General features: G+C 69.1%; 23 protein-coding genes and 1 pseudogene. 15 read left to right on the top strand and 9 right to left on the bottom strand.

All coding sequences use genetic code 11. The features are described 5' to 3' along the window. Window positions 1-38 precede the first annotated feature (38 nt). Together STH_RS19080 and STH_RS19075 are read left to right on the top strand one after the other, a co-directional pair. The gene (locus STH_RS19080) at window positions 39-239 is read left to right on the top strand and encodes a hypothetical protein (protein WP_050742231.1); all 201 of its coding nucleotides are present in this window, start codon (window positions 39-41) and stop codon (window positions 237-239) included. Window positions 240-260: 21 nt separating this feature from the next. Then, complete coding sequence (locus tag STH_RS19075) at window positions 261-512, top strand: hypothetical protein (protein WP_011196204.1); 252 nt, start codon at window positions 261-263, stop codon at window positions 510-512. On the opposite strand, the gene STH_RS10425 is transcribed toward STH_RS19075, so the two are convergent. Then, a complete protein-coding gene (locus tag STH_RS10425) occupies window positions 468-1,034 on the bottom strand; it encodes a DUF4256 domain-containing protein (RefSeq protein WP_011196203.1) in 567 nt (188 codons plus the stop codon). The two genes, STH_RS19075 and STH_RS10425, sit on opposite strands and share 45 nt — an antisense overlap. Window positions 1,035-1,410: 376 nt before the next feature. Between STH_RS10425 and STH_RS10420 the strand changes: the two genes are divergently transcribed. The 4 genes from STH_RS10420 to STH_RS10405 all read left to right on the top strand — a co-directional run bounded on the left by STH_RS10420 (window position 1,411) and on the right by STH_RS10405 (window position 4,042). Next, window positions 1,411-1,905, top strand: a complete 495-nt coding sequence (locus STH_RS10420; protein WP_050742230.1) for a DUF2179 domain-containing protein — start codon at window positions 1,411-1,413, stop codon at window positions 1,903-1,905. A 135-nt stretch (window positions 1,906-2,040) separates the two neighbouring features. After that, a complete protein-coding gene (locus STH_RS10415) occupies window positions 2,041-2,577 on the top strand; it encodes a PadR family transcriptional regulator (RefSeq protein ID WP_011196201.1) in 537 nt (178 codons plus the stop codon). Between the two features lie 17 nt (window positions 2,578-2,594). Then, window positions 2,595-3,302, top strand: coding sequence for an ABC transporter ATP-binding protein (locus tag STH_RS10410; protein WP_011196200.1), 708 nt, complete (start codon window positions 2,595-2,597; stop codon window positions 3,300-3,302). A gap of 2 nt (window positions 3,303-3,304) precedes the next feature. Then, window positions 3,305-4,042 (top strand): ABC transporter permease, encoded by a 738-nt coding sequence (locus STH_RS10405; RefSeq protein WP_011196199.1) that lies wholly within the window; start codon window positions 3,305-3,307, stop codon window positions 4,040-4,042. Window positions 4,043-4,445: 403 nt separating this feature from the next. Here the strand turns inward: STH_RS10405 and STH_RS10400 are convergent, their stop codons facing one another. The 3 genes from STH_RS10400 to STH_RS10390 form a co-directional block, all read right to left on the bottom strand. After that, window positions 4,446-5,309, bottom strand: a complete 864-nt coding sequence (locus STH_RS10400; RefSeq protein ID WP_043713894.1) for an AraC family transcriptional regulator — start codon at window positions 5,307-5,309, stop codon at window positions 4,446-4,448. A 241-nt stretch (window positions 5,310-5,550) separates the two neighbouring features. Further along, on the bottom strand, window positions 5,551-5,901 hold the full coding sequence (locus tag STH_RS10395) for a hypothetical protein (protein WP_043713893.1): 351 nt from the start codon (window positions 5,899-5,901) through the stop codon (window positions 5,551-5,553). A gap of 198 nt (window positions 5,902-6,099) precedes the next feature. After that, the gene (locus STH_RS10390) at window positions 6,100-7,107 is read right to left on the bottom strand and encodes a hypothetical protein (RefSeq protein ID WP_011196195.1); all 1,008 of its coding nucleotides are present in this window, start codon (window positions 7,105-7,107) and stop codon (window positions 6,100-6,102) included. An 827-nt stretch (window positions 7,108-7,934) separates the two neighbouring features. Between STH_RS10390 and mtnA the strand changes: the two genes are divergently transcribed. After that, entirely contained in the window at window positions 7,935-9,014 is a 1,080-nt protein-coding gene (mtnA, locus tag STH_RS10380; protein ID WP_011196193.1) for an S-methyl-5-thioribose-1-phosphate isomerase, read from the top strand. Between the two features lie 135 nt (window positions 9,015-9,149). Here the strand turns inward: mtnA and STH_RS18835 are convergent, their stop codons facing one another. After that, window positions 9,150-9,308 (bottom strand): hypothetical protein, encoded by a 159-nt coding sequence (locus STH_RS18835; RefSeq protein WP_158506920.1) that lies wholly within the window; start codon window positions 9,306-9,308, stop codon window positions 9,150-9,152. Window positions 9,309-9,482: 174 nt separating this feature from the next. Here STH_RS18835 and STH_RS10375 point away from each other — a divergent pair, with 174 nt between their 5' ends. From STH_RS10375 to STH_RS10365, 3 genes are all read left to right on the top strand, one after another. After that, window positions 9,483-11,003 (top strand): MDR family MFS transporter, encoded by a 1,521-nt coding sequence (locus STH_RS10375; protein WP_011196191.1) that lies wholly within the window; start codon window positions 9,483-9,485, stop codon window positions 11,001-11,003. A 141-nt stretch (window positions 11,004-11,144) separates the two neighbouring features. Continuing rightward, window positions 11,145-11,531 (top strand): DUF1992 domain-containing protein, encoded by a 387-nt coding sequence (locus STH_RS17305; RefSeq protein WP_011196190.1) that lies wholly within the window; start codon window positions 11,145-11,147, stop codon window positions 11,529-11,531. 65 nt (window positions 11,532-11,596) lie between these two features. Continuing rightward, complete coding sequence (locus tag STH_RS10365) at window positions 11,597-12,097, top strand: hypothetical protein (protein WP_011196189.1); 501 nt, start codon at window positions 11,597-11,599, stop codon at window positions 12,095-12,097. On the opposite strand, the gene STH_RS10360 is transcribed toward STH_RS10365, so the two are convergent. From STH_RS10360 to eutS, 3 genes are all read right to left on the bottom strand, one after another. Next, a complete protein-coding gene (locus tag STH_RS10360; RefSeq protein WP_011196188.1) occupies window positions 12,078-13,349 on the bottom strand; it encodes an ethanolamine ammonia-lyase subunit EutB in 1,272 nt (423 codons plus the stop codon). The genes STH_RS10365 and STH_RS10360 overlap by 20 nt on opposite strands. Window positions 13,350-13,374: 25 nt before the next feature. Beyond that, entirely contained in the window at window positions 13,375-14,856 is a 1,482-nt protein-coding gene (locus tag STH_RS10355) for an ethanolamine ammonia-lyase reactivating factor EutA (RefSeq protein WP_050742229.1), read from the bottom strand. A 228-nt stretch (window positions 14,857-15,084) separates the two neighbouring features. Then, the gene (gene eutS, locus STH_RS19435) at window positions 15,085-15,423 is read right to left on the bottom strand and encodes an ethanolamine utilization microcompartment protein EutS (RefSeq protein WP_011196186.1); all 339 of its coding nucleotides are present in this window, start codon (window positions 15,421-15,423) and stop codon (window positions 15,085-15,087) included. A gap of 301 nt (window positions 15,424-15,724) precedes the next feature. Here eutS and STH_RS19430 point away from each other — a divergent pair, with 301 nt between their 5' ends. Further along, complete coding sequence (locus STH_RS19430) at window positions 15,725-16,162, top strand: glutaredoxin (protein WP_011196185.1); 438 nt, start codon at window positions 15,725-15,727, stop codon at window positions 16,160-16,162. A gap of 12 nt (window positions 16,163-16,174) precedes the next feature. Continuing rightward, window positions 16,175-16,387, top strand: a pseudogene (locus STH_RS10340) (thioredoxin family protein); the annotation flags it as partial. Window positions 16,388-16,396: 9 nt separating this feature from the next. On the opposite strand, the gene STH_RS17300 reads toward STH_RS10340, so the two are convergent. Then, a complete protein-coding gene (locus STH_RS17300) occupies window positions 16,397-17,110 on the bottom strand; it encodes a DsbA family protein (protein WP_050742228.1) in 714 nt (237 codons plus the stop codon). A 671-nt stretch (window positions 17,111-17,781) separates the two neighbouring features. Between STH_RS17300 and ltrA the strand changes: the two genes are divergently transcribed. The 3 genes from ltrA to STH_RS10320 all read left to right on the top strand — a co-directional run bounded on the left by ltrA (window position 17,782) and on the right by STH_RS10320 (window position 22,173). Beyond that, entirely contained in the window at window positions 17,782-19,071 is a 1,290-nt protein-coding gene (ltrA, locus tag STH_RS10330; protein WP_011194155.1) for a group II intron reverse transcriptase/maturase, read from the top strand. Between the two features lie 233 nt (window positions 19,072-19,304). After that, window positions 19,305-21,509, top strand: a complete 2,205-nt coding sequence (locus STH_RS10325; protein ID WP_011196182.1) for a molybdopterin oxidoreductase family protein — start codon at window positions 19,305-19,307, stop codon at window positions 21,507-21,509. 13 nt (window positions 21,510-21,522) lie between these two features. Beyond that, window positions 21,523-22,173, top strand: a complete 651-nt coding sequence (locus tag STH_RS10320; RefSeq protein ID WP_011196181.1) for a 4Fe-4S dicluster domain-containing protein — start codon at window positions 21,523-21,525, stop codon at window positions 22,171-22,173.

The raw sequence follows: 22,173 nt of genomic DNA, 5'->3' as shown, positions 1-22,173 counted from the left end.
CGCAGCCGCCGGGAGCCACGGTGGACGGGGGGACTGGGATGAGCGACGTCGAGTATGTGAACTGGGCCGGGCGGATCCGGCTGGAGTGGATGGGCCGCCCGGCGGAAACGCCGCCGGCTGAGCTGATCACCATGGTGCACGGCTTCTGCTTCCTGGACGGCAAGCTGATGCTGGTGGACCTGCGCGCACGGGGATGGGACATTCCCGGCGGGCACCGTCATCCGGGCGAACCGCCCTAGGAATGCCTGCTCCGGGAGGTGATGGAGGAGGGGTACGTCCGGGGCGTGTCCACCTTCGCGGGGCTGGTGAAGGTGGACCACAGCGAGAACGACCGGTGGCGTCCCGAATCGGCCCGCCGGATCTTTGTCGCGCCCGAGGAGGCGCGCCGCCTCCATCCGCACTGGAACCGGATGCTCGAGCGGGCCCTCTCCGCCGCGCTGGCCCTGGGCCCGCGCCGACCGCCTGCCTCAGACCCGCAGCGAACCGCGAAAGCCCCGAGAAGCGTAGTATGACTCCGCCCCGTTGTGGTAGACCCACACGGTGTCATACCGCCGGTCGCAGAAGACGGCGCCCCCGAGCCTTCGGATCTCCGGGGGCGTTCTGACCCAGCTGGACGTCTTGGTGTCGAAGGCGCCCAGCTTCTGCAGCTCCCGGTACTCCTGCTCGGTGAGCAGTTCAATGCCCATCGCCTCCGCCATGCCCACGGCGCTGCCCTCGGGCTTGTGCTGCTTCCGCGACTCCAGCGCGGCATGGTCGTAGCAGAGGCTCCTGCGCCCCTTGGGGCTTTCGGGCGCGCAGTCGTAGACGATGTACTCGCCGGTCTGGCTGTCGAATCCCACCACGTCCGGTTCCCCGCCTGTCCGCTCCATCTCGTGGAGCGACCACAGTTTCTCCGGGCGGGCCTCCAGCCTGGCCTGCACGTCGGTCCAGTCCAGGCCGGGGTGGCGGTGCATGTTGCGCTCGAAGCGGGTCTTCAGCGTGCGGATCAGTTCGTCGCGTTGCTCGGGCGTGAGCGTGCGCTCGGGGGAGATCATGTCGCCAGCACCACCTTCCGGTGATCTTGGATCTGCGTGGTCTGGCCGCCAGGACAGCCTGCGCCCCTCGTCGGTTGTCCGTTCGGGGCCGGCGCCTTGTGGCGCACGGCCGCCCCATGAGCCCGGACGGGGGCCATTCCCGGAGCCGTGGCGGCCCTGAGTTCTTGCCATTCTAACGGCTTCGACAGGGTTCGTCAACGCTTGGGAAGGTCGGCTGCCGCCACTGGACAGAATTCGCCAACCCGCGGCGGACCCGTAGCCGTGTTGTGAGGTTGCTGGCGGCCGTTCCAGGAGGATTCGTCAGCGCAGCGAGAGGACGCCGGCCTCGTCCCGGCGAATGCGTCTGGCGAAGGAGGTCGAAGCAGCTCTGGATCTGTTGATTATCTTCCTCGCGCAGGCCACCTACGTGTCGGTCAACACCGTGCGGTGGATCATCCTCGTCAAGGGTCGACGGCTTCTCGCTTCAGCCATCAGCTTCTTCGAGGTCATCCTGTGGGTGTACGCCCTCGGCCTTGTGGTCAGCCAGCTTTCCGATCCCGTGAAGGTCGCCACGTATGCCCTCGGCTATGCGGTGGGAGCGCTGGTAGGCAGCAAGATCGAGGAGCGGCTGGCGCTCGGGTACGTGCTGTTTCAGGTCATCACCACCCGCATCGGCGAACTGGCCCCGGCGCTCCGGGAACACGGCCTGGGCGTGACCGACTGGCGGGCCGAGGGCCGCATGGGCCAGCGGGAGGTGCTGATGGTCGTCGCCCGCCGGAAGAACGGGCCCCAGGTGGTGCGGTTGCTGGAGGAGCTGGATCCTCAGGCCTTCGTGGTGCAGCTGGACGCCTCCTGGTACCGTGGGGGCTTCATTCAGAAGATGTTGCAGTGATCGCATCGGGCGCGGGAACCCGCCCGGGGAAGCGCTCCCCGGGCGGTTCCGCGCGTGCGGCCGGATCCGCCCCTTGACACGGACCCGTCGCGCTCATATACTCAACGTTGAGTAAACAACCTTGGGGGTATGCCCGTGGTCCGACTCGTCATCCTCGGGTTGCTCAACCAGCGACCGATGTCCGGCTACGAGATCCAGCAGCTGCACCAGGTCAGCCGGATCGACCAGTGGTCCGACATCCTTCCCGGGTCGATCTACCACGCCCTGAAGAAGATGGCCGCCGAGGGGCTGGTGGCGCTGGCCGGCACCGAGCAGACCGGCATGCGCACCAAGGCCATCTTCGAGATCACGGACGCGGGCCGGGCCGAGTACCGGCGGGTTCTGCGGGAGGCGTGGAGCCAGGTGCCCCGGTCGCTGCCGGGGGACTTCTATCTGCTTCTCTCTTTTGCCCACGACATGCCCCGTGCCGATCTGCAGGCCGCGCTGCGGGAGCTGATCGCCCGGCTGGAGGAGCGGCTGGCGCAGTGGGAGGAGGGCCGGGCGGCCAAGGCGGCGGCCGTGGGCGACCTCCCGCCGCCGATCCGGGCGGCCTTCGACAACGGGCGGGAGCATATGGAGGCGGACCTCCGGTTTCTGCGCCGCCTGTTGGAGGAGTTTGCGGAGTCCGAGTGATTGAAGGGGGAGTGGGGATGACGCTTCTCATCGATGCCCGGAACCTGGTGAAGCGGTACCGCGACCGCATCGCCGTGAGCGACGTCAGCCTGTCGGTGGCGCCGGGGGAGGTGGTGGCTGTGATCGGCCCCAACGGCGCCGGCAAGTCCACCACCCTGGAGATGATCCTGAGGCTGCGAAGCCGGGACGGCGGCGAGGTGCGCTATGGGTGCGCCGAACCCCGACGGGAGATCGGGGTCCAGCTCCAGTCCACCCCGTTCTTTCCCGGGCTGACCGCGGCCGAAAACCTGCGGGTCTTTGCCGCCTTCTACGGGCGGCGGCTGAGTCGGGCGGAGACCGATGAACTGCTGGTCCGGTGCCGGCTCCAGCACGCGGCCCGCACAGAGGCCTCCCGCCTGTCGGGCGGGGAGCAGAAGCGGCTGGCCATCGCGGTTGCCCTCGTGCACCAGCCGCGGGCGTTGTTCCTGGACGAACCCACGGCGGCGCTCGATCCCCGGGCGCGCCACGAGATCCGCACCCTCATCCGGGAACTGGCCCAGGGCGGCACGGCGGTGGTCTTCACCTCCCACGACATGGAGGAGGTGGGCAGGCTGGCCGACCGGGTCGTGCTGATCGTGAACGGCCGGGTGTGGGCCGAGGGCGCCCCGCAGGAGCTGCTGGAGCGCCACGGCGCCGCCAGCCTGGATGAGCTCTACCTCAACCTGACCGCGGAGGAGGCGGTGTAGCGATGTGGATCGTCTTCCGGGGACTCCTTTCCGGCGCGTTGCGGGACCGGATCTCCCTGTTCTACGCCCTCATCTTCCCCGCGGCCGCCCTGGCGGTGCTCGCCTATTTCTTCGAGGATCCGGGCTACCGCCGGCACCTGCTGGTGGGGGTGACCGCACTGGGCGGGTTCTTCTTCACCATGAGTGGCACCGGGTTCGAGGTCATGCGGCAGCGGCAGCGCGGCGTGTACAAGCTGCTGCGGGCCACGCCGTTTCCCACCGGCGCGTTCGTGTCGGCCCTGACGGCCGCCCGGGGGCTGATCGCCCTGGTCTGCGCGCTCTTCGTCTACGTGGGCGGCGCCCTGTTCCTGGGCGCGGGTATCGCCCCCGCCGGCCTGCTGCTCATGCTTCCGGCGCTGGCGCTGGGCACCGTGTGCTTCACGGCGCTGGGGTTCATCCTGGGCAACCTGGGCAACACGGAGACGCAGGTGGCGGGGATCAACAACCTTTTCGTCCTGCCCATGACCTGCGCCAGCCCGGTCTTCTACAGCCTGGAGGGCGCACCCCGCTGGGTTCAGCTGCTCTCGGAGGCCATGCCGCTCCGCCACCTGGTCGCCGCCCTGCAGGCGGCCGCTGCTGTCGACCCGGTCGCCATGATCCGGCCGCTGGCGATCCTGTGCGGCTTCACGGCCGCGATCCTTCTGGTGGCTGTCGCGACCTTCCGGTGGGATCCAGACGCCCGGCTCATGCGCAGGGCGTAGGGTCCTGCGCCTGCCCGGTCTCGGGGTTCAGCACGGCGACCCTGGGGCGTTCGCCGGTGACCAGCGCCGGGAACGGGCGGATGGCGCCCCGGCCGTGGCTGGTCGTGTGCGGCTCAGACGCGGCGACGCATGCAGGGGCGGACCGGACGGTGGCAGCGTGTGGGCGTCGGCGTGCCGCTTCGACGTCTGGCGGCAGACGGCCGACTGCCATTCCTTGACGACGACCAAGCACGCGCCATGCAGGTGTCAGCCAGCGCAGACCGGCCGGCGTCGGAAGGTTCCGGTCGGTGACATCGATGAGCGCAGCCGCCGCCCCGAAAGGGGTGGCGGCTGCAACCTTCCACGCCCGACGGAGCGGCCTGGGGCATGATGCGGCCCTAGACCAGCTCCGTCGCCGTAGCCGTCAGCGCCTGACGGGGATCCAGATCTCGCTGCGGAACTCCGGCGAGGAGACGTCGTCGGTCTCGTTCCACAGGATCTCGGGCCCTTCCGCCGCCTGGTATCCGGAGGAGGGGAACCATTCGGCGTAGATGCGGGCCCACGTGCTCTGCAGGGTCTCTGGGAACGGGCCGACCGACTCGAACACGGCCCACGTCAGCGCGGGCACCTCGAGCGCCTGGAAGCCGGGCGGGCAGGGCTGGTCCGTGGCCGCGCCGACCCAGTGCTCCAGCGACCCGCCGTCCGCCCGGCCCTCCGAGAAGTTCAGCGAGGCCTGAATGATGCCCTTGGGCTCGACGTTGGACAGGGCGATTAGCTCTTGGATCTGCTCCATGCCCAGGTCCTTCCACATGGCGGCAATCTCGGGGTTGACCCCCTCATACTGCAGGCGGACGCGGCGCATGATGCCCACGATGCGGAAGGGTTCCTTCTCCACGATGCGGTAGCGCATGTCTGTGCCCCCTCGGATGGTCAGTTGGAAGGCCATGCGGGAAAAGGCGTTCAGCGCACGTCCCGGAAGCCGCGCCTGCGACGGCGGGAAGCCGTGTTCCGCCTGGAAGGCGCGGGCGAAGGCGTCGGGCGAGTCGTAGCCGTACTTCAGGGCCACGTCGGTCACCCGGGCGCCGGCGGTCAGCTCCTGTGCGGCGAGCGTGAGCCGCCTGCGGCGGACATATGCCGAGATCGGCATTCCGGCCAGGGTGGCGAACATCCGGCGGAAATGGTATTCCGAGCAGCCGGCGATGCGGGCCGCGGCCCGGATGTCCACCTCGCCGTCCAGGTGCGCCTCGATATAGTCCAGGGCGCCGTTCAGGTCGTGCAGCGGATTCACGTCATGACCTCCCTCGTGTCCAACCATAACAGGTGAGCCGCGCGGCCGCCCGACGGTTCCGGTGCAACGATTGCAGGGTAGCCGGGAGGGCTTGCCACGCCGCGGCACCGGGTGACATGCAGTGTGTGCCGGAGCGTCAGGCGACTTGGTGTGCATGGCGCGTCCGGTGCCTTGGGCGCGGCCGGTTCGACCCCCACGACAACGGCCGCCTCGGGAACTGCAGTGACGCGGGGTGCAGCGGTTATCGCCAGGCGTCCCGGTCGATGTCATCGAACGTCAGCCCGTCCGTGCACTTGAGCGACACGTTTACCCATACGTTTCCCTTGCGCAGGGCGAGGTCCAGCGGCACGCACGGTCCTCCCCTCAGCGCGGGCGCAAGCCGGCGGAACCGGTCGAGCCGCGCCGCCAGCAGCGCGTCCTGGGCGGCATGCGGGAGCGCCGCGGGATTCGAGAGCTCCGCCCGCCGGCCCTCCCGTACGAGGGCGACGCCCGAGACCTGCGTGGCGGTCCAGATGCGCCCGCCCACCGGGTACAGCCAGACGCCGCCCAGCACCGCCGCCAGCGCGGCCAGGAACAGGATCGCCTTCCGCATCTTCGCCACCTCCGGAGAAGCCGTCGTGCCGGCCCGGCACGCAGCAGGCTGGTCGCGCTCCACCCCGGTGATTCGCCCGCGGTCCCGAGGTGACCTGCATCGGCGTGCCCGCACGGCCGCGCGACAGCCCGGGACGGCGGAAAGCAGCCGCCGCCCGGGCCGTTGCCCGAGCGGCGGCGTGCTGTGGCGCGGCAGCGGCTACCGCCGCGTCCGCACGGTGGTGTAGATGCCGTTGTCCGTGCCCCGCACGAACAGGTACAGCCGGTCGGCGAACCGGACCCCGCTGGGCCCGCTGGGCGTGCGCCCCTGGCCGGGCACCTCGGTCCAGCCGGACCACTGGCCCCTGGGGTCGCGCACGTTCAGGTAGATGCCGTCGTTGGTGCCCCGCACCACCACGTAGAGGTTGCCCCGGTAGACGACGGCGCCGGGGCCGCTGGGGGTGAGCCCCCCGCCCGGCACCTCGGTCCAGCCGGACCACTGGTTCGGGGCGCGCATCACGGCGTAGTAGATGCGGTTGTCGGTGCCCCGCACGAAGAGCCACAGGGCGCCCATGTACGACACGATGGCCGGGGCATCGGAGGTAGCCCCCGTCGGCACCCGCTGCCAGCCTTGCCACTGACCGTCATAACGCTGTACGTACACGGCGTTGTCGGTGCCCCGCACCGCCAGGTAGAGCGCGCCCTGGTGCACGGTCACGGCGGGGCTGCTGGTGGTGAGCCCGCCGCCGGGCACCTCGGTCCAGCGGCTCCAGCGGTTGCCGGTCAGCCGGTTCTGGTAGATGCGGTTGTCGGTGCCCCGCACGAAGAGGTGGAGGGAACCCCGGTACGCGGTGGCGGCGGGTGCGCTGGGCGTCCGGCCCTGGCCGGGCACCTCCCACCACTCGCCCCAGCCGGTGCGACGGCTCATCCGGTTCCAGTAGATGCCGCTGTCAGTGCCGCGGACGAACAGGTGGAGGTCGTTTTGGTAGGTGGCGGGGGCGGGGGAGTCCAGGGTGGTCCCGGCGCCGATGCGTCGCCAGTTGGACCAGCCGGTTCGGCTGAGGGGTCCGCCCTCCTGCCGCAGGTTCCACTCCACGTCGCGCCCGTCGTCCCGGTCGTCATCGTCCCGGTCGTTCCAGTCGTTGTTGTTCCAATCTGGCCGTCCCCAGGGCGGTCGTTGCGCGAGGGGCACGGGCCAGCCCGGCATGAACCAGGGCGGCAGTTGCATGGGTATCCTCCTTCGGAAGTACGTTCACCGCCAGTCTATGGCGTGGCGGAAGGAGGGGTGTCGCCCTGGGTGGGGCGCCGCCCGGACGCGGGTTGGTCCTGCGCGCTGCGCCGGACCGGGGAGGGCGGGGGATGGACGGGGCCCCAGGACGACCTCGGCGAGGAGCGGTTCCTCGCCCTCCAGCTGCAGCGCAGCCCGCACGGCCTCCACAGGGGTCCCGGACGGGAAGGAGAAGGTGAGGACGACCCCCTCAGGGTCCGCGGCCAGGTCGCAGAGGCTGCGGTGGTCCCATCCTGCACCTGTCCCGTCCGGCGGGCAGAGCCGGGTTCCGTTACGGGTCCGGCGGCGAGGCCGAGCCCGGTGATCAGGGCGAGAAGCGCCGCCATGGCCACGGTGAAGTGTCGTCGCATGCTCCCACCTCCGTGAGGCGCCGTGATTGAATCGGACCGACCGGCCGGCGCTGCGTCGGGGGAAGCGCTCCTTGGCATCCCGCCGGTGGCGGGCCCATGCCCTGGACACCACGAAAGGCCGGCTGGTCGGCGTCCGGCCATGGGTGTTGCGCCAGCCTGTGGATTCTGAAGATCCGATCTATTTGACGAACGGTGGACGGCAGCGGGAGCGGACAGGTCTTGCACCAGGCCCGGCGACGGCCGGTGAGCCGGGGGATTGGGGGGGCAACGACCCGTCGGCGCCAGGCCGCGGGTATGGTACGATGGTGTTGCGTGTGACACGGCCGGCGGGCGGCCCGGCCATGCGCCGGGCTGCCGCCCCCCGGAGGTGGCTGAACGGGGCGGCCGCGACGGAGAAAGGGGAGAACTGGTGCGATGATGCCCAAGCAGATCGAGCCGGTGGCGCTGGATGACGCGGGCAGCGCCCTGGTGATTGTGGACCAGACCCTGATTCCCAACGAGACCCGGTACTTGCGGCTCACCACGCCGGAGGAGACGTGGGAGGCCATCCGGTCGCTGCGGGTGCGTGGGGCCCCCGCCATCGGCATCGCCGCGGCCATGGGGCTTTACCTGGGGGTGAAGGGGTCAGAGGCGGCCGATTTCGAGGACTTCTACCACGAGTTCCGGCAGGTGAAGGCGTATCTCGCCTCCGCCCGCCCGACGGCGGTGAACCTCTTCTGGGCCCTGGACCGGATGGAGGCGTGTCTCTTGCGCCATCGGGACCGGCCGATCCCGGAGATCAAGGAGGCCCTGCGGGCCGAGGCGGAGGCGATCCGGGAGGAGGACGCCCGGGCCAACCGCACCATCGGCGAGTACGCCCTCTCGCTGCTGAAGCCCGGTATGGGGATTCTCACCCACTGCAACGCGGGCGCGCTGGCTACGGCAGCCTACGGCACCGCCCTGGCGCCGATCTACCTGGGCCAGGAGCGGGGGTACAACTTCCGGGTGTTCGCGGACGAGACGCGGCCCCTGCTGCAGGGCGCCCGGCTCACCGCCTACGAACTGATGCAGGCCGGGGTCGACGTGACCCTGATCTGCGATAACATGGCCTCCGCGGTGATGAAGAACGGCTGGGTGGACGCGGTCTTCGTCGGCTGCGACCGGGTGGCCGCCAACGGCGACACCGCTAACAAGATCGGCACCTCCGGCGTGGCGATCCTGGCCAGGCACTACGGCATCCCGTTCTACGTGTGCGCACCCACCTCGACGATCGACCTGAGATGCCCCACCGGCGCCGACATTGTCATCGAGGAGCGCCGGCCTGAAGAGGTGACCGAACAGTGGTACGCGAAGCGGATGGCGCCGGAGGGCGTAAAGGTCTACAACCCGGCCTTCGACGTCACCGATGCCGACTTGATCACGGCGATCATCACCGAGTACGGAATCGCCCGGCCGCCGTACACCGAGTCCTTGAAGGAGCTGTTCCGGCGGAAAGAGGAGGCGGAGCGCCGGGCGTGACCGGCGGCGGCCCGGTTCCCGGGCCGTGAAGGGGTCCGGGAGGCGGAAGGGGCGTTCCGAGACCACAAAGAAGCCGGCAAAGGGATCGGCCCGCACTCCAATCCGGTGAGTGCGGGCCGATCTCTGCACGGACGTTCAGTATCCCAACAAGTAGCTGACGACGGCTGCCAGTGCACAGGCAAACCCTGCGAAGAACCCGACGAGGACCGCATTAGGCGAAACGGGCTGCAGGGAGAGCCCCAGCAGCAGGCACGCACTGGAGAAGAGCATCCAGCCGGCGGTGCGGTTGCGCACGGCCCGATCCCCCCACATGTGAGCGATACGCAGGACAGGGGACGGAGATGTTCCGCCCGGTGACACCGGCCGTGACGTGCCGACTCGGCTTGGATTGGAACCTGTGTCCCCAGGGGCGGCCGTAGCGCGCCGCCATCGCGGCACGTCCCAAAGGGCAGGGGGAGGGGTGCCCGCGTGCGTGACCGTCGGATGTTAACTGTGTTCGCCCTGATGCTGGCGAGCTTTCTTACCGCCGTCGACGTCACCATCGTCGACACGGCGATGCCCCGGATCGTCGGATCCCTGGGCGGCTTCTCGATGCTTACCTGGCTCGTTTCGGCCTACATGCTCACCTCCACCGCGACGATGCCGGTCTACGGCAAGCTGGCGGACATCATTGGACGGAAGAGAACGTTCACCATCGGCGCGGTCATCTTCGTGATCGGCTCGGCGCTCTGCGGCGCGGCACCGTCGATGGAGGCCCTGATCCTGTTCCGCGCCCTGCAGGGGTTGGGGGCCGGCGCGATGCAACCCACCGTGCAGACGATCCTGGGCGACATCTTCACCCCGGCGGAGCGGGCGAAGGTGCAGGGGTGGTTCTCCGCCGTCTGGGGCTTCTCCGCCCTGGCGGGACCGCTGGTGGGCGGGCTGATGGTCGACTACCTCTCGTGGCGCTACCTCTTCTACATCAACCTGCCCCTGGGCGCCCTGGCCCTGTATATGGTCTGGCGCCACTTCGACGAGCGGGTCCAGCGGCGGAAGGCCCGGGTCGACTACCTGGGAGCGGTGACGCTCACGGGCGGCATGACCCTGCTCCTGCTCGTGCTGCTCACCGGTGGCAGCCAGCTGCCCTGGGGGTCGCCCCAGATCCTCGGGATGGCCGGCGGCGCCGCCGTGCTGCTCCTGCTCTTCCTCTGGACGCAGGGGCGCGCCCTGGACCCGATCCTGCCCCTGCGGCTGTTCCGGATCCCCGTCATCGGCTGGGGGAACCTCTCGTCGCTCATGGTGGGCGGCGTGATGTACGGCACCTCCGTCTACCTGCCCATCTGGGCGCAGGGGGTGCAGGGCTACTCCGCCACCCGCTCCGGGGCCTCGCTGCTCTGGCTCTCCATCGGCTGGCCGCTGGCGGCCGTGCTGGGCAGCCGGCTGATCGTGCGCATGGGTGTGCGCCCCTCGGCCCTGTTGGGGCTCGGCCTCAACGTCGCCGGCTCTGCCGCGCTGGTGGCCCTGGCGCGGACCATGGCCGAGATCCCCGAGGTGTTGCTGGCCCTGGTGACGTTCGTGATCGGCGCCGGGATGGGCTTCTCCACCCTGGCCTTCATCCTGGGGATCCAGTCCTCGGTCGACTGGGCTCAGCGGGGGGTCGCCACGGCCTCGTTCCAGTTCATCCGCACCCTGGGCGGCATGATCTGGGTCTCGGCGATGGGCGGCGTGATGAACCTGGACCTGCTGGGCCGGCTGCAGCGGATCCCCGGCGTGGCGGCGAGGACGGCCGCCGAGGCGGGCCAGTGGGCCAACCGGCTCCTGGATCCCGCGCAGCGCGCGGCCCTCGGCCCGGAGCTGCAGGCGGCGATGCAGGAGGCGCTGGCGGACGCACTCCGCAACGTCCACCTGGTGATGCTCCTGGCCGCCGTGCTCAGCCTGGCCGCGGCGTTGCTGCTGCCCAATCTGCGGTTTGCACCCGAGAAGGCGCCGCAGGCGAGCACGGCCGATTAGGGGCGCCGAGCGGGCAGGCCGCGGGCATGAACCAGACGGAGCCTGCGCCCGCGCCCATGAGCCGCATGGGGCCGGAACCAACGTCTATCAGACGGGACAACCCGCGCGACGAACCACATCCTGATGAGGGGGGCGCGCACGGTGACCGACGACAGGGAACGCAACACGCCTCCGCCGCAGAAGTTCTCGGCGGGCTGGCTGGACGAGATCATCACCGACGCCATGCGCCGCGGCGAGTTCGACAACCTCCCCGGCAAGGGCAAGCCCATCGACCTGGACAGGGACGAGCCCGACCCCTACGCCAAGGAGGGGTCGTGGCTGGTCAACCGCATCCTGCGTGAGAACAAGGTGGCGCCGCTCTGGATCGAGCTGGAGAAGTCCATACGCGAGGACAGGGAGTGGCTGGCGACCCACCCCAAGGACCACCCGGAGCGCCAGGCCCGCATCCAGGAGCTGAACGACAAGATCATGCTGTTCAACCTGAACAAGCCCCGGGGCATCCTGGACAAGCTGCGGTACCGGGAGTGATCGTGACGGGCCATGGGCCCGGGGGATGGCGTCGCCGGGACAGGTCATGACCGGGGGTGCAGGGCATGTTCAGCATCGCCCGCTTTCTCGCAGCCTGCCTCGTGATGTGCCTGGTGTTCGGTGTGCTGGTGTTCGGTATGCTCCTGATGAACCCCGTCAGCTTCATCAACTCCTACCCACCCGAGATTCAAGCCGAGTATTACCGCTCTCAGAGCAAAGAAGCGGCGAGACGGAAGCTGACGGTGATCATGGGGATCAAGAAGGCAGCGGCTCTGACGGCGTTCCTGTTTCTCTTCGCCTGGATGGCCAAGTGGGCGGGCGCCGACACCTTCGGGGAAGGTCTGATGGCCGTGTACGGCTATGGCCTTGTTCTGGCGGTGTTCGACACCTGCTTTCTGGACTGGGTCCTCTTCCCGAACATCAGACGGATCCGCCTGCCGGGCACGGAACACATGGATCGGGAGTACCGCCAGAAGTGGTTTCATGTGAAGGCGATGCTGCCGATGTTGCCGCTCTTCGCCGTCGGCGGTGTCGCGGCGGCGCTGATCATGGTCTGGATCTGGTGATGCGCCACGGGGCCGCGCCGTCGTGGAACGCGCCGCACTGGTAGTTGAGCATCGGGTCGTCGCCCATCGGCACGCCGATGAAGTAGTTGACGCCCGCGGCGGTCAGCAGGACGGCCAGGTTCTCGATGTCGTGCTGATCCGCCTTCATGTGGTTGGTGTAGCAGACGTCGCAGCCCATGGAGATGCCGGTGAGCTTGCCCATGAACACGTCTTCCAGGCCGGCGCGGATGACCTGCTTGGCGTCGTAGAGGTACTCCGGGCCGATGAACCCGACGACGGTGTTGACCAGGAGCGGCTGGTACCGCTTGGCCAGGCCGTAGCACCGGGCCTCCAGCGTGACCTGGTCGGCGCCGTGGTGCGCGTCGGCCGAAAGCTCCGATCCCTGCCCGGTCTCGAAGTACATCAGGTTGGGCCCCTTGGCGGAACCGTACTTGCGCACCAGCTCCAGGGCCTCGTCCAGCATCTCCACCGAGACGCCGAAGGCCTCCATGGCCTTCTCCGAGCCGGCGATGGACTGGAACACCAGGCCGACGGGGGCCCCGTCCCGGATGCAGCGCATCTGGGTCGTCACGTGGGCGAGCACGCACTGCTGCGTCGGGATCCGCCACTTTTCCATGAACTCGTAAACCGCCCACAGCAGCCGGGAGACCGACTCGGGATCGTCGTTGACCGGGTTGATGCCGATCACCGCGTCGCCGATGCCGTAGGAGAGCCCTTCCATGATCTGGGGCATGATGCCGTCGATGGAGTCCACGGGGTCGTTGGGCTGCAGCCGCATCGCGAGCGTGCCGGGCAGGCCGATGGTGGTGTTGCACTGCACGACGTTGTGCATCTTGCTGGCGCCGTAGATCAGGTCCAGGTTGGAGCAGAGCTTGGCCACCGCCGCGACCATCTCCGACGTCAGGCCCCGGCTGATCCGCTGGATCTCCTGGGCGTCGGCCTTGTCCGAGAGGATGTACTCCCGCAGCTCGGCGACGGTCCATCCCTTGATCTGCCGGTACACGTGCTCGTTGACCGCGTCCTGGATGACCCGGGTGACCTCGTCTTCCTCGTAGGGGATGACCGGGTTGTTGCGCAGGTCCTCCAGGGTCAGGTTGGCGAGGACGTGCTTGGCGGCCACCCGCTCCGCCTCGGTCTCCGCTGCGATCCCGGCGAGCACGTCGCCCGAGCGCAGCTCGTTGGCCTTGGCGAGCACCTCCTTGACCGATCGGAACTGGTAGACCTGGCCGCGCAGGGTCGTCTTGAGGATCATCCCTTTCCCTCCTCAGCGCAGTGGTTCAGCTGTGGAACACCAGGCTCTTCACGACCACGGGGACGACGATGCCCCCATACAGCGGCGCGCCGATGTCGAGGTAGTCCCCGGACTGGGTGCGGATCTGGTCGACGCAGATCACCGGGTGGCCGGGGGGAAGCAGCGCGGCGAGGCTGTGGCCCAGCACGTTGCCGATGTTCTCTTGCAGGACCACGATGACGGGGAGGCCCCGCTCCACCAGCGGGCGCACCCCTTCGGCCAGCCCCGCCGCGAGGTTGCGCACCTGCTCGAACCGGGGATGGGGCAGCCCGGGGAAGGCCACGGCCACCGGCTGGTCGGGCCCGTCTCCGCCGGTTTCGAACCAGGCCAGCCCCCGGCGCACCGAGGCGGCGATGGCCTCGGCGGGCGCCAGCGGATCGAGGTTGGGCGGCCTGACCATCGGGACGTTGTGCAGCGGCAGCAGCCCCTCGGCATGCAGGAAGATGGTGGAGCCGCTCAGCTCCAGCACCTCCATCCCGGCGCCGATGACGGTGGCGTAGACCGTCTCCGGCGGCTCCCGCAGGGCAAAGGCGCGGCATGTCGGCCCCAGACGGAGGGCGTCCGCGAGCATGGGGCCGATGTCCCCGTAGCGGGTGACCTCCTTCAGCGACCGGCGCTCGGCTGCGGCGTAGAGCTCCCGGCCGGTGCCGCCGGAGAACGTGACCACGTCCGCCCGGACGGGGGAGGGGGGAGGCGGCCCGATGGCCAGGGCCCGGGCCAGCTCCGACTCCGCCCGGCCCCCGATCAGCTCGTGCAGCGCCTCCGCCATCCCGGTACAGAGCGTCCAGAGCGCCTCCGGGTTGGCCGGCTGCCCCGGTTCGATCCGGACGCCCAGGATCTCCGCCGCCCGGCGGGCGGGCGGCGATACGCCGGTGATGCGGGCGGTGTCGGGATCGACGCGGACCAGCCGCCCGCCCACGTGGGCGCAGACCGTGGCCTCGACCTCGCCTCCGACGAACAGCGCGCCGTTGGTGGTGCCGCCGCCGACGTCCAGGTTGAGCACCCGGAGGTTCTGCTCCCGGGACAGCGCCGCGGCGCCGCTGCCCCGTCCGGCCAGAATGGCCTCCAGCTGCGGCCCCGCCGTCGCGACCACGAAGCGGCCCGCATCCCCGGACAGCCGCTCCACGACGGCCCGCGCGTTCTCCCGCCGGGCCGACTCGCCCGTGATGATCACCGCGCCGGAGTCGATGCTGCCCCAGGTCAGGTTCGCCCGGCGCAGCTGCTCCCGGACCCAGGCGAAGATGGCGTCACCGTCCAGCCGGGCCTCGTCCATGAGCGGGGTGAAGATGACGGGGCTGCGGTAGAGCACCTCCCTCCCGGTGATCTCCACCGACGCCAGCGCGTGGACGCCGCCGAGCCGGGCCGTGGTCAGCCGGCTGACGACCAGGCAGGTGGAGGTCGTGCCGATGTCGATGCCGATGCTGGTGAGGCTGTCGCGCACCTTGGGGTCGCAGTCCCGCCTCGGCATGCGCGGCCATCCCCCTTCCCGTGACAAAAATGCACAAAGGACCCACGGCCCTCACGCACAGGTGAGGGCGGTGGGCCCCATTGCCCGGGTGCGGACGCCGTTGTCCGCCCACTCTTCCGTTGTGTATGCCACCGCGGCGGGACAGGGTGCGCCGCCCTGTGCCCGGCTGCGTCGCCGGGCCGCAAGGTCGCGGGCGCCGTCAGACCGGTCCGCCTGCGGCAGCGCCCGTCACGACCGGGTGATCAGGCTGGGGGTGAACTTCAGCACCTCGCCCAGCGTCTCGTTCACGGCCCTCAGCCCCGTCTCCGCGCCGGCGACGTCGCCGTAGATCACCACGGCGCCGCTGAAGCGGTCCAGGAAGGCGATGCTCACCGCCGCGGCCTTCGTGGCCACGTCGCCGGCGATGATTGCCCCCTCGCCCGGGGTGATCGTCAGGATGCCGATGGCGCCGGCCTGCTCGATGCCCAACCGCTCGCACAGCTCCCGCGTCGGGTGGGCGATCAGGTGCGCCAGGGTGACCTGTTTGCCGGGGACGTACTCCTGGATAATGCGCTGTCTCTCCTCCACAGGTGTACACCTCCCGGTGCGGAGCCGCGGCAGGCCGTGAGCAGGAACGGTGAAGTCCGAATTCGATATGAAATCAGATAATCCTTCTTCTGAGCAGTGGACTGAAGGAATATCTCTGCGTATATTGCCACCCTGCGTTCTGGCCCCTGACTGGGGACCGGGTGTGCCCGGCGGCTCCGGCGCCCCGGTTCCGGACGCCTGGGAGGGCGCGGGGCAGGGACCGCAAGCCCAGGCCACGAATACGGAACCATAGAAAAGGGGCTCCCGCCGCAAGAGGGGAGCTCCCGGGGAGGAACGTGGATTGGTCGCGTTGTCCGCTGCCCAGCGCCGGCAGGTGAGCAGCCTCTTCGCCGAGCACCTCCGGGCGCCGGTGCAGATGGTTTTTTTCTCCGCCACCGAGCACGATCGTTCGACCGCCGCCCTGCGCGCGCTGCTCGCCGATCTGGCCTCGCTCTCCGACGGGCGGATCCGGGTCGTCGCCCGGTCCGGGCCGGAAGCCCGGGCGGAGGCGGCCGCGTACGGCGTGAAGCAGGCGCCGGCGCTCGTCCTCCTGGACGGCGCCGGCCGCGACACCCGCATCCGCTTTTACGGCGTGCCCATGGGCGTGGACCTGGTGGTCTTGCTGGAGGACCTGATCGACGTCTCCCACGGGGAGACCCGCCTCTCGCCGCCGGCCCGGGCGCTGGTCCGCACCGTCGACCGGGACCTGACCGTCCAGGTGTACTCGACGCCGACGTGACCCCGCTGCCCCCAGGCGGTCCGCCTGGCGCACATGGCGGCGATGGAGAACCCCCGCATCCGGGCCTACGCCGTGGACGCCGCCGCGTTTGGAGAGCTGGCCCGGCGCAACGGCGTCCGGTCCGTGCCCCACACCATCATCGAGGGCGCCCGGAGGGTGACCCTGGCAGGGGGAGGCCCGGAGGAGCGGTTTCTGGCGGCGCTGCTGCAGGCCGCCCGGGAATGAGCGGGTGCCTTACTGCCCCTGCCCCGGGGACTGGCCCGCCGCGGCCAGGACCGCGCTGATGACGTCCTGGTAGCTGCGGATGCGCAGCAGTTCGCCGTTCACCAGGAAGGAGGGGGTGCCGGTGATGCCGGGGGTGCTGTACCCTTCGGCGCTGTCAGCCAGCACCTTGTCCCGGTACTTCTGCTGGTCCATGCATTCGTTGAAGGCCTTCGTGTCCAGCCCCAGCTCCCGGGCGTAGGTCTTCATCGCGTCGCGTGTCCACTTCTGCCCCTGCGCGGCCTGGTTCGCGAAGAGCATGTCAAGGAACGCCCAGTAGTATCCCTGGTCCGCCGCGCACTCCACGGCCTCGGCCGCGTTCAGCGAGGTGTCGGACGGGTCGATCACCAGCATGTGCTTGCGGACGTAGCGGGCGGTACCCTCCGCGACCAGCTCCTCGATCTGCGACCCGAGGATCTCGTGGGACTCCCGGCAGTGCGGGCAGCGGAAGTCGCTGAACTCCACCAGTTCCACCGGTGCGTCGGCGCTGCCGAGCACGTGCCGGTCCGCGCCCCGCTCCTGGTCGGTGAGGATGATGCTGGGCAGGACGATCTCGCCCAGTCTGCGGGCGGTGACGTTGCTGGCCACAATCAGCGCCGCGGTGACCCCCACGGCGACGCCGATGACCCACCACAGGCTCCTGTCCTTCTTCCGGTTGAGGGAGCGCCCCCCTTTAGCCTTGGACATTCCCACGTCGCTCCTTTGGCATAGTTTGGTCCATTGTAAAGGAACATACGGTTGAAAGACAACAACCAACTAACAGAAAGTAACCCCGTCCGGCCGAGCCGGGCGGGGCCTTTCGGTGTGCCCGGCATGGGCGCTGACTTGGCGGTGAAAGTCCGCTACGGGCGAGGCAGCACCAGCCCGTTAGCCAAAGGCAAGGGTGTCCGTCGTGAGGCGGAATCTGAAGGAAGCCCGAGGCAAAGCCACGACCCGAGGAACACGAACCCCATAGGAGGCTGTGCCGCTCGGGTGAGCTGGCCGAACACAGCAAAACCCGAAGCTGCCAAAGGGCGGTGCGGTAGATGGGGCGGGTGCGGGGTGAAGGTCAGCGTTCTTACCCGGGGAGATCTGCCGGGAACGCCAGCAACGCTGGTAACCTGCGTCGGGAGACGCAGCTGAACCGGCAGAAGTCAGCAAAGGCCATAGTACCGGCAGGGGGACGCCCCAACCGGGAAGGGCCGAACGTCAGGAAAGGGGTGAACCCGTTGCGTTCGAGCAGCCCGCGACAAACGCAGAAGACCCCGAACGGGACCTGCTCGCCGGAGGTAGCGGTGAAGCCGCAAGGGACGGCGAGAGGGCGGAGTGGGCAGCCGGCACAAGACGGAACGTTACCCCGCGGGGAGCACAGCAACCTGATGGAGCAGGTGGTGGCCAGGGAGAACATGCTGGCCGCCCTGAAACGGGTGGAGCGGAACGGAGGCGCTCCCGGCGTGGACGGTGTCCCCACCGAACGGCTGCGGGACCAGATTCGCGTGGAGTGGAGCCGCATCCGTGAGGGACTGCTCCAGGGGACCTACAGACCGCAGCCAGTCCGCCGGGTCGAAATCCCGAAACCGGGCGGCGGCAAGCGGATGCTGGGGATTCCCACCGTGATGGACCGCCTGATCCAACAGGCACTCCTGCAAGTACTGACGCCGATCTTTGACCCGACATTCTCCGAATCCAGCTACGGCTTTCGGCCGGGGCGGCGGGGTCATGATGCGGTCAGGAAGGCACGTCAGTACGTGGAGGAAGGGTACGACTGGGTCGTGGACATGGACCTGGAGAAGTTCTTCGACCGGGTCAACCACGACGTGCTGATGGCCCGCGTGGCGCGGCGGGTAACGGATAAGCGTGTGCTGCGGCTGATCCGGCGGTACTTACAGGCTGGGGTCATGCTGAACGGGGTAGTCGTGGCGACGGAGGAAGGGACGCCGCAGGGCGGTCCGCTGAGCCCGCTGCTGGCGAACATCCTGCTGGATGACCTCGACAAGGAGCTGGAGCGCCGCGGGCACCACTTCGTCCGGTACGCCGATGACTGCAACATCTACGTCCGCAGCAAGCGGGCGGGAGAACGGGTCTACAGGAGCGTGCGCCACTTCCTGCAGGAGCGGTTACGGCTGAAGGTCAACGAGGAGAAGAGCGCAGTGGACCGGCCGTGGAAGCGGCAGTTCCTCGGGTTTAGTTTCTACAAGCACCGGGGAGTGCGCATCCGGCTGGCCCCGAAGAGCCTGAAGCGCGTGAAGGACAAGCTCCGCACGCTGACGGACCGCAACCGCAGCCAGAGCATGGAGGACCGAATCCGGCGCCTGAATGCTTACTTGCGGGGCTGGGTTGGGTACTATGCGCTCTCCGATGCCAGGTCAGCCTTTGAAAGACTCGAAGGATGGCTGAAGCGTCGGCTGCGAGCATGCGTATGGAAGCAGTGGAAGCGTGTACGCACGCGCTTTCGGGAGTTGCGCGCCCTCGGTTTGCCCGAATGGGTAGTCCACCAACTCGCCAACAGCCGCAAAGGCCCGTGGCGGATGGCAGGTGGCCCACTAAACAGCGCCCTGGGCGACGCCTACTGGCGTGCCCAGGGGCTGATAAGCCTGACCGAATGCTATGAAGCGACTCGTCAATCCTGGCGAACCGCCGGATGCGGACCCGCATGTCCGGTGGTGTGAGAGGACGGGGGCTAGCCGCCCCCTCCTACTCGATCGTCCGCACGGCCCGTGCTCGCACCCGGGCACGGTCGTCCGCCCTAGTGCTTTGGTTCCGCGGCAGCAAGAACGCCTCGGGCCGAGGCTTGATACGATGATGCGCCTTTCTTTGGCCAACAGGGTACTGGGATGGGAAGGGGCCCCTCCATACAATTTGAAGCAAGATCTTTTGTTTAAGCGTTAAAGGAGGTTGTCCCATGACAGGCGGGATCAGCCGCCGCACGTTCCTGCAGCTCTCGGTGGCCGCGACGGCGGCCCTGGGGGCAGCCGGCGCCGTCGCCGCAGGGGACGGCCGCAGTTACGTGAGCGGCGGGTTCGCACCCGGGCACGTGGAGCCGGACACGTGGACCTACTCCACCTGCGGCTTCTGCGGCACCGGGTGTGGGATCGAGATCGGCACGAAAGACGGGGTTCCCGTGGCCATCCGCGGGACCAAGGGGTATCCGGTGAACGACGGCCTGCTCTGCGCCAAGGGCATCTATCAGTGGAAGATCATTACGGCGCCCGACCGGGGCAAGCGCCCGCTCATCCGGAAGGACGGGAAGATGGTGCCGGCGACCTGGGACGAGGCGCTGACGGCCATGACCGACAAACTGAAGCAGCTGCTGGCCGACTACGGGCCGGAGTCCATCGCCTGCTACAACACCGGCCAGCTCTGCATGGAGGAGTTCTACACCCTCGGCAAGCTGATGCGGGCGGGTTTCCGCACCCCGAATCTGGACGGCAACACCCGGACCTGCATGGCCTCGGCCGTGATGGGTCATATCCGCTCCTTCGGCACCGACGGCCCCGTGGGCGCCTACGCGGACATCGAGGCGGCCGAGGTGATCCTGATCGCCGGCTCCAACATGGCCGAGTGCCACCCGATCCTGTTCGGCCGGGTGGTGAAGGCGGTGGAGAAGGGGGCCAGGCTGATCTGCGTCGACCCGCGGCTCACCCAGGTGAGCCGGATCGCGACCATCAACCTGCCCATCCGGCCGGGAACCGACGTGGTGCTCCTGAACGCCATGGCCCACGTCATCATCCGGGAGGGGCTCATCGACCGGGCGTACATCGACGCGCACACCACCGGCTACCCGGAACTGGAGCAGCACCTGCGGAAGTACACGCCCCAGTACGCCGCCGGGATCTGCGGCGTGCCGGCAGAGGACATCGAGGCGGCCGCCCTGCTCTACGGACGGGCCGAGCGGTCGCTCTCCATGTGGGTGATGGGCATCAACCAGTCGGTCAACGGCACCATCGCCAACAACTGCTTCCACAACCTGAACCTGATCCAGGGCAAGATCGGCAAGCCGGGCTGCGCCTCCTTCTCCATCACCGGGCAGCCCGCGGCGATGGCCTCCCGGGAGGTGGGCGGCTCCTCTTCGTATCCCGGCTACCGGGCCATCGGCAACGCCCAGCACCGGGCCGAGATCGCGGCGCTCTGGGGCGTGGATCCGGCAACGCTGCCGGACAAGTCCCCGTCCATCACCGAGATCATCGACGCCATCCTGGAGGGCAGGATCAAGGCGCTCTGGGTCATCTGCACCAACCCGCTCATGTCGCTGCCGGACCAGAACCGGGTGCGGCAGGCGCTGGAGAAGCTGGAGCTGCTGGTGGTGCAGGACGCTTTCGAGACCGTGGACACCGCCCAGTACGCCCACATCTTCCTGCCGGCGGCGCTCTGGGCCGAGAAGAGCGGCATCATGGTCAACTCGGAGCGGCGGCTCAACCTGCTGAAGCCGGCGGTGAAGCCGCCCGGCGAGGCCCGGACGGACTTCGAGATCTTTCTGGACGTCGCGGATCGCATGGGCTTCGGCCACCTGTTCCCCTACCGCACCACCGAGGAGTGCTTCGAGGAGATCAAGCGGGTGACCCGGGGACGGCCCAACGACTACTCCGGCGCGACCTACGCCCGCATCGAGGCCAGCAAGGGGCTCCAGTGGCCCATCCCGGATGAGCGGTCGCCCGGAACCCCGCGGCTCTACGCCGACGGACGGTTCAACACCCCCGACGGGCGGGCCGTGCTGTGGGCCGTGGATCCCATCGAGCTTCCCGAGGTCCCCGACGGCGAGTACCCCTTCAACCTGAACAGCGGCCGGGTGCAGGAGCACTACCACACCGGCACCAAGACCCGCAAGGTCCCGGAGCTGAACGCCCTGGTGCCCACCGCTTACGTCGAGCTGAACCCCCGGGACGCGGAGGCCCTGGGCGTTCAGTACGGCGACCGGGTGTGCATCGAGAGCCGGCGTGGCCAGATCGAGGCGAAGGTGGTGGTCACCTCCCAGGTGGCCCCGGGCTCCTGCTTCGTCCCGATGCACTTTGGCGAGGGCCCCGTGAACCGGCTGACCGTCTGGGCGGTCGACCCGTTCTCCAAGGAGCCCAACTACAAGCAGCAGGCCGTGCGCCTGCGCAGGGTGTGAGGGGGGACCGCGGATGACGACACAGCTCGGCTTTCACGTGGACATGGAGAAGTGCATCGGCTGCAAGGCATGCGAGGCGGCCTGCAAGGACTTCTACCGGCTGCCGCCCGAGATCCGCTGGCGCCGGGTGCGCTCCTTCGAGACGGGCGAGTTTCCCAAGGCCATCCGGGTCCACCTGAGCCTGGCCTGCAACCACTGCGAGGATCCGGCCTGCATGAAGGGCTGCCCGGTGGAAGCGTACACCAAGCGGGCTGACGGTCTGGTGATCCACGACCCCACCGCCTGCATCGGCTGCCAATACTGCACCTGGACCTGCCCGTATAGCGTGCCCCAGTTCGACCCCGAGCAGGGCGTGGTCTCCAAGTGCAACGGCTGCTACCAACTGGTGGACCAGGGCCAGCTGCCCCGCTGCGTCCAGGCCTGCCTGACCGGTGCGCTCAGCTTCGGCGAGGTGGTGGCCCACGAGGCGCAGAAGCGGCAGGCGGTGCGGCAGGCGCCGGGCTTCCCGGACCCGTCGGTCACCCGGCCGGCAACCCGGTTCGCCTGGCCGGAGAAAGGGCCGCAGCCTGATCGTCAGGTACGGGTCGCGCCACCTGCCGGTGACGGGACGAGCGTCGGGGGTGCGGCGGAAACCGTGGTGGCCGCGGCGGGGGAGGTGCGGTAG

Source organism: Symbiobacterium thermophilum IAM 14863, assembly GCF_000009905.1.
GTDB lineage: Bacteria > Bacillota > Sulfobacillia > Symbiobacteriales > Symbiobacteriaceae > Symbiobacterium > Symbiobacterium thermophilum.
The sequence above is the reverse complement of the archived record's forward strand: the minus strand, read 5'-3'. Positions and strand labels throughout refer to the sequence as shown.

Coding starts and splice junctions, on each gene's coding strand:
- ltrA (WP_011194155.1), top strand. CDS start 17,782: ATGGAGCAGGTGGTGGCCAGGGAGAACATGCTGGCCGCCCTGAAACGG.
- STH_RS10320 (WP_011196181.1), top strand. CDS start 21,523: ATGACGACACAGCTCGGCTTTCACGTGGACATGGAGAAGTGCATCGGC.
- STH_RS10365 (WP_011196189.1), top strand. CDS start 11,597: ATGTTCAGCATCGCCCGCTTTCTCGCAGCCTGCCTCGTGATGTGCCTG.
- STH_RS10355 (WP_050742229.1), bottom strand. CDS start 14,856: ATGCCGAGGCGGGACTGCGACCCCAAGGTGCGCGACAGCCTCACCAGC.
- STH_RS10390 (WP_011196195.1), bottom strand. CDS start 7,107: ATGCAACTGCCGCCCTGGTTCATGCCGGGCTGGCCCGTGCCCCTCGCG.
- STH_RS10405 (WP_011196199.1), top strand. CDS start 3,305: ATGTGGATCGTCTTCCGGGGACTCCTTTCCGGCGCGTTGCGGGACCGG.
- STH_RS10325 (WP_011196182.1), top strand. CDS start 19,305: ATGACAGGCGGGATCAGCCGCCGCACGTTCCTGCAGCTCTCGGTGGCC.
- STH_RS19075 (WP_011196204.1), top strand. CDS start 261: ATGGAGGAGGGGTACGTCCGGGGCGTGTCCACCTTCGCGGGGCTGGTG.
- STH_RS10425 (WP_011196203.1), bottom strand. CDS start 1,034: ATGATCTCCCCCGAGCGCACGCTCACGCCCGAGCAACGCGACGAACTG.
- STH_RS10410 (WP_011196200.1), top strand. CDS start 2,595: ATGACGCTTCTCATCGATGCCCGGAACCTGGTGAAGCGGTACCGCGAC.
- mtnA (WP_011196193.1), top strand. CDS start 7,935: ATGCCCAAGCAGATCGAGCCGGTGGCGCTGGATGACGCGGGCAGCGCC.
- STH_RS17300 (WP_050742228.1), bottom strand. CDS start 17,110: ATGTCCAAGGCTAAAGGGGGGCGCTCCCTCAACCGGAAGAAGGACAGG.
- STH_RS10360 (WP_011196188.1), bottom strand. CDS start 13,349: ATGATCCTCAAGACGACCCTGCGCGGCCAGGTCTACCAGTTCCGATCG.
- STH_RS19080 (WP_050742231.1), top strand. CDS start 39: ATGAGCGACGTCGAGTATGTGAACTGGGCCGGGCGGATCCGGCTGGAG.
- STH_RS10395 (WP_043713893.1), bottom strand. CDS start 5,901: ATGCGGAAGGCGATCCTGTTCCTGGCCGCGCTGGCGGCGGTGCTGGGC.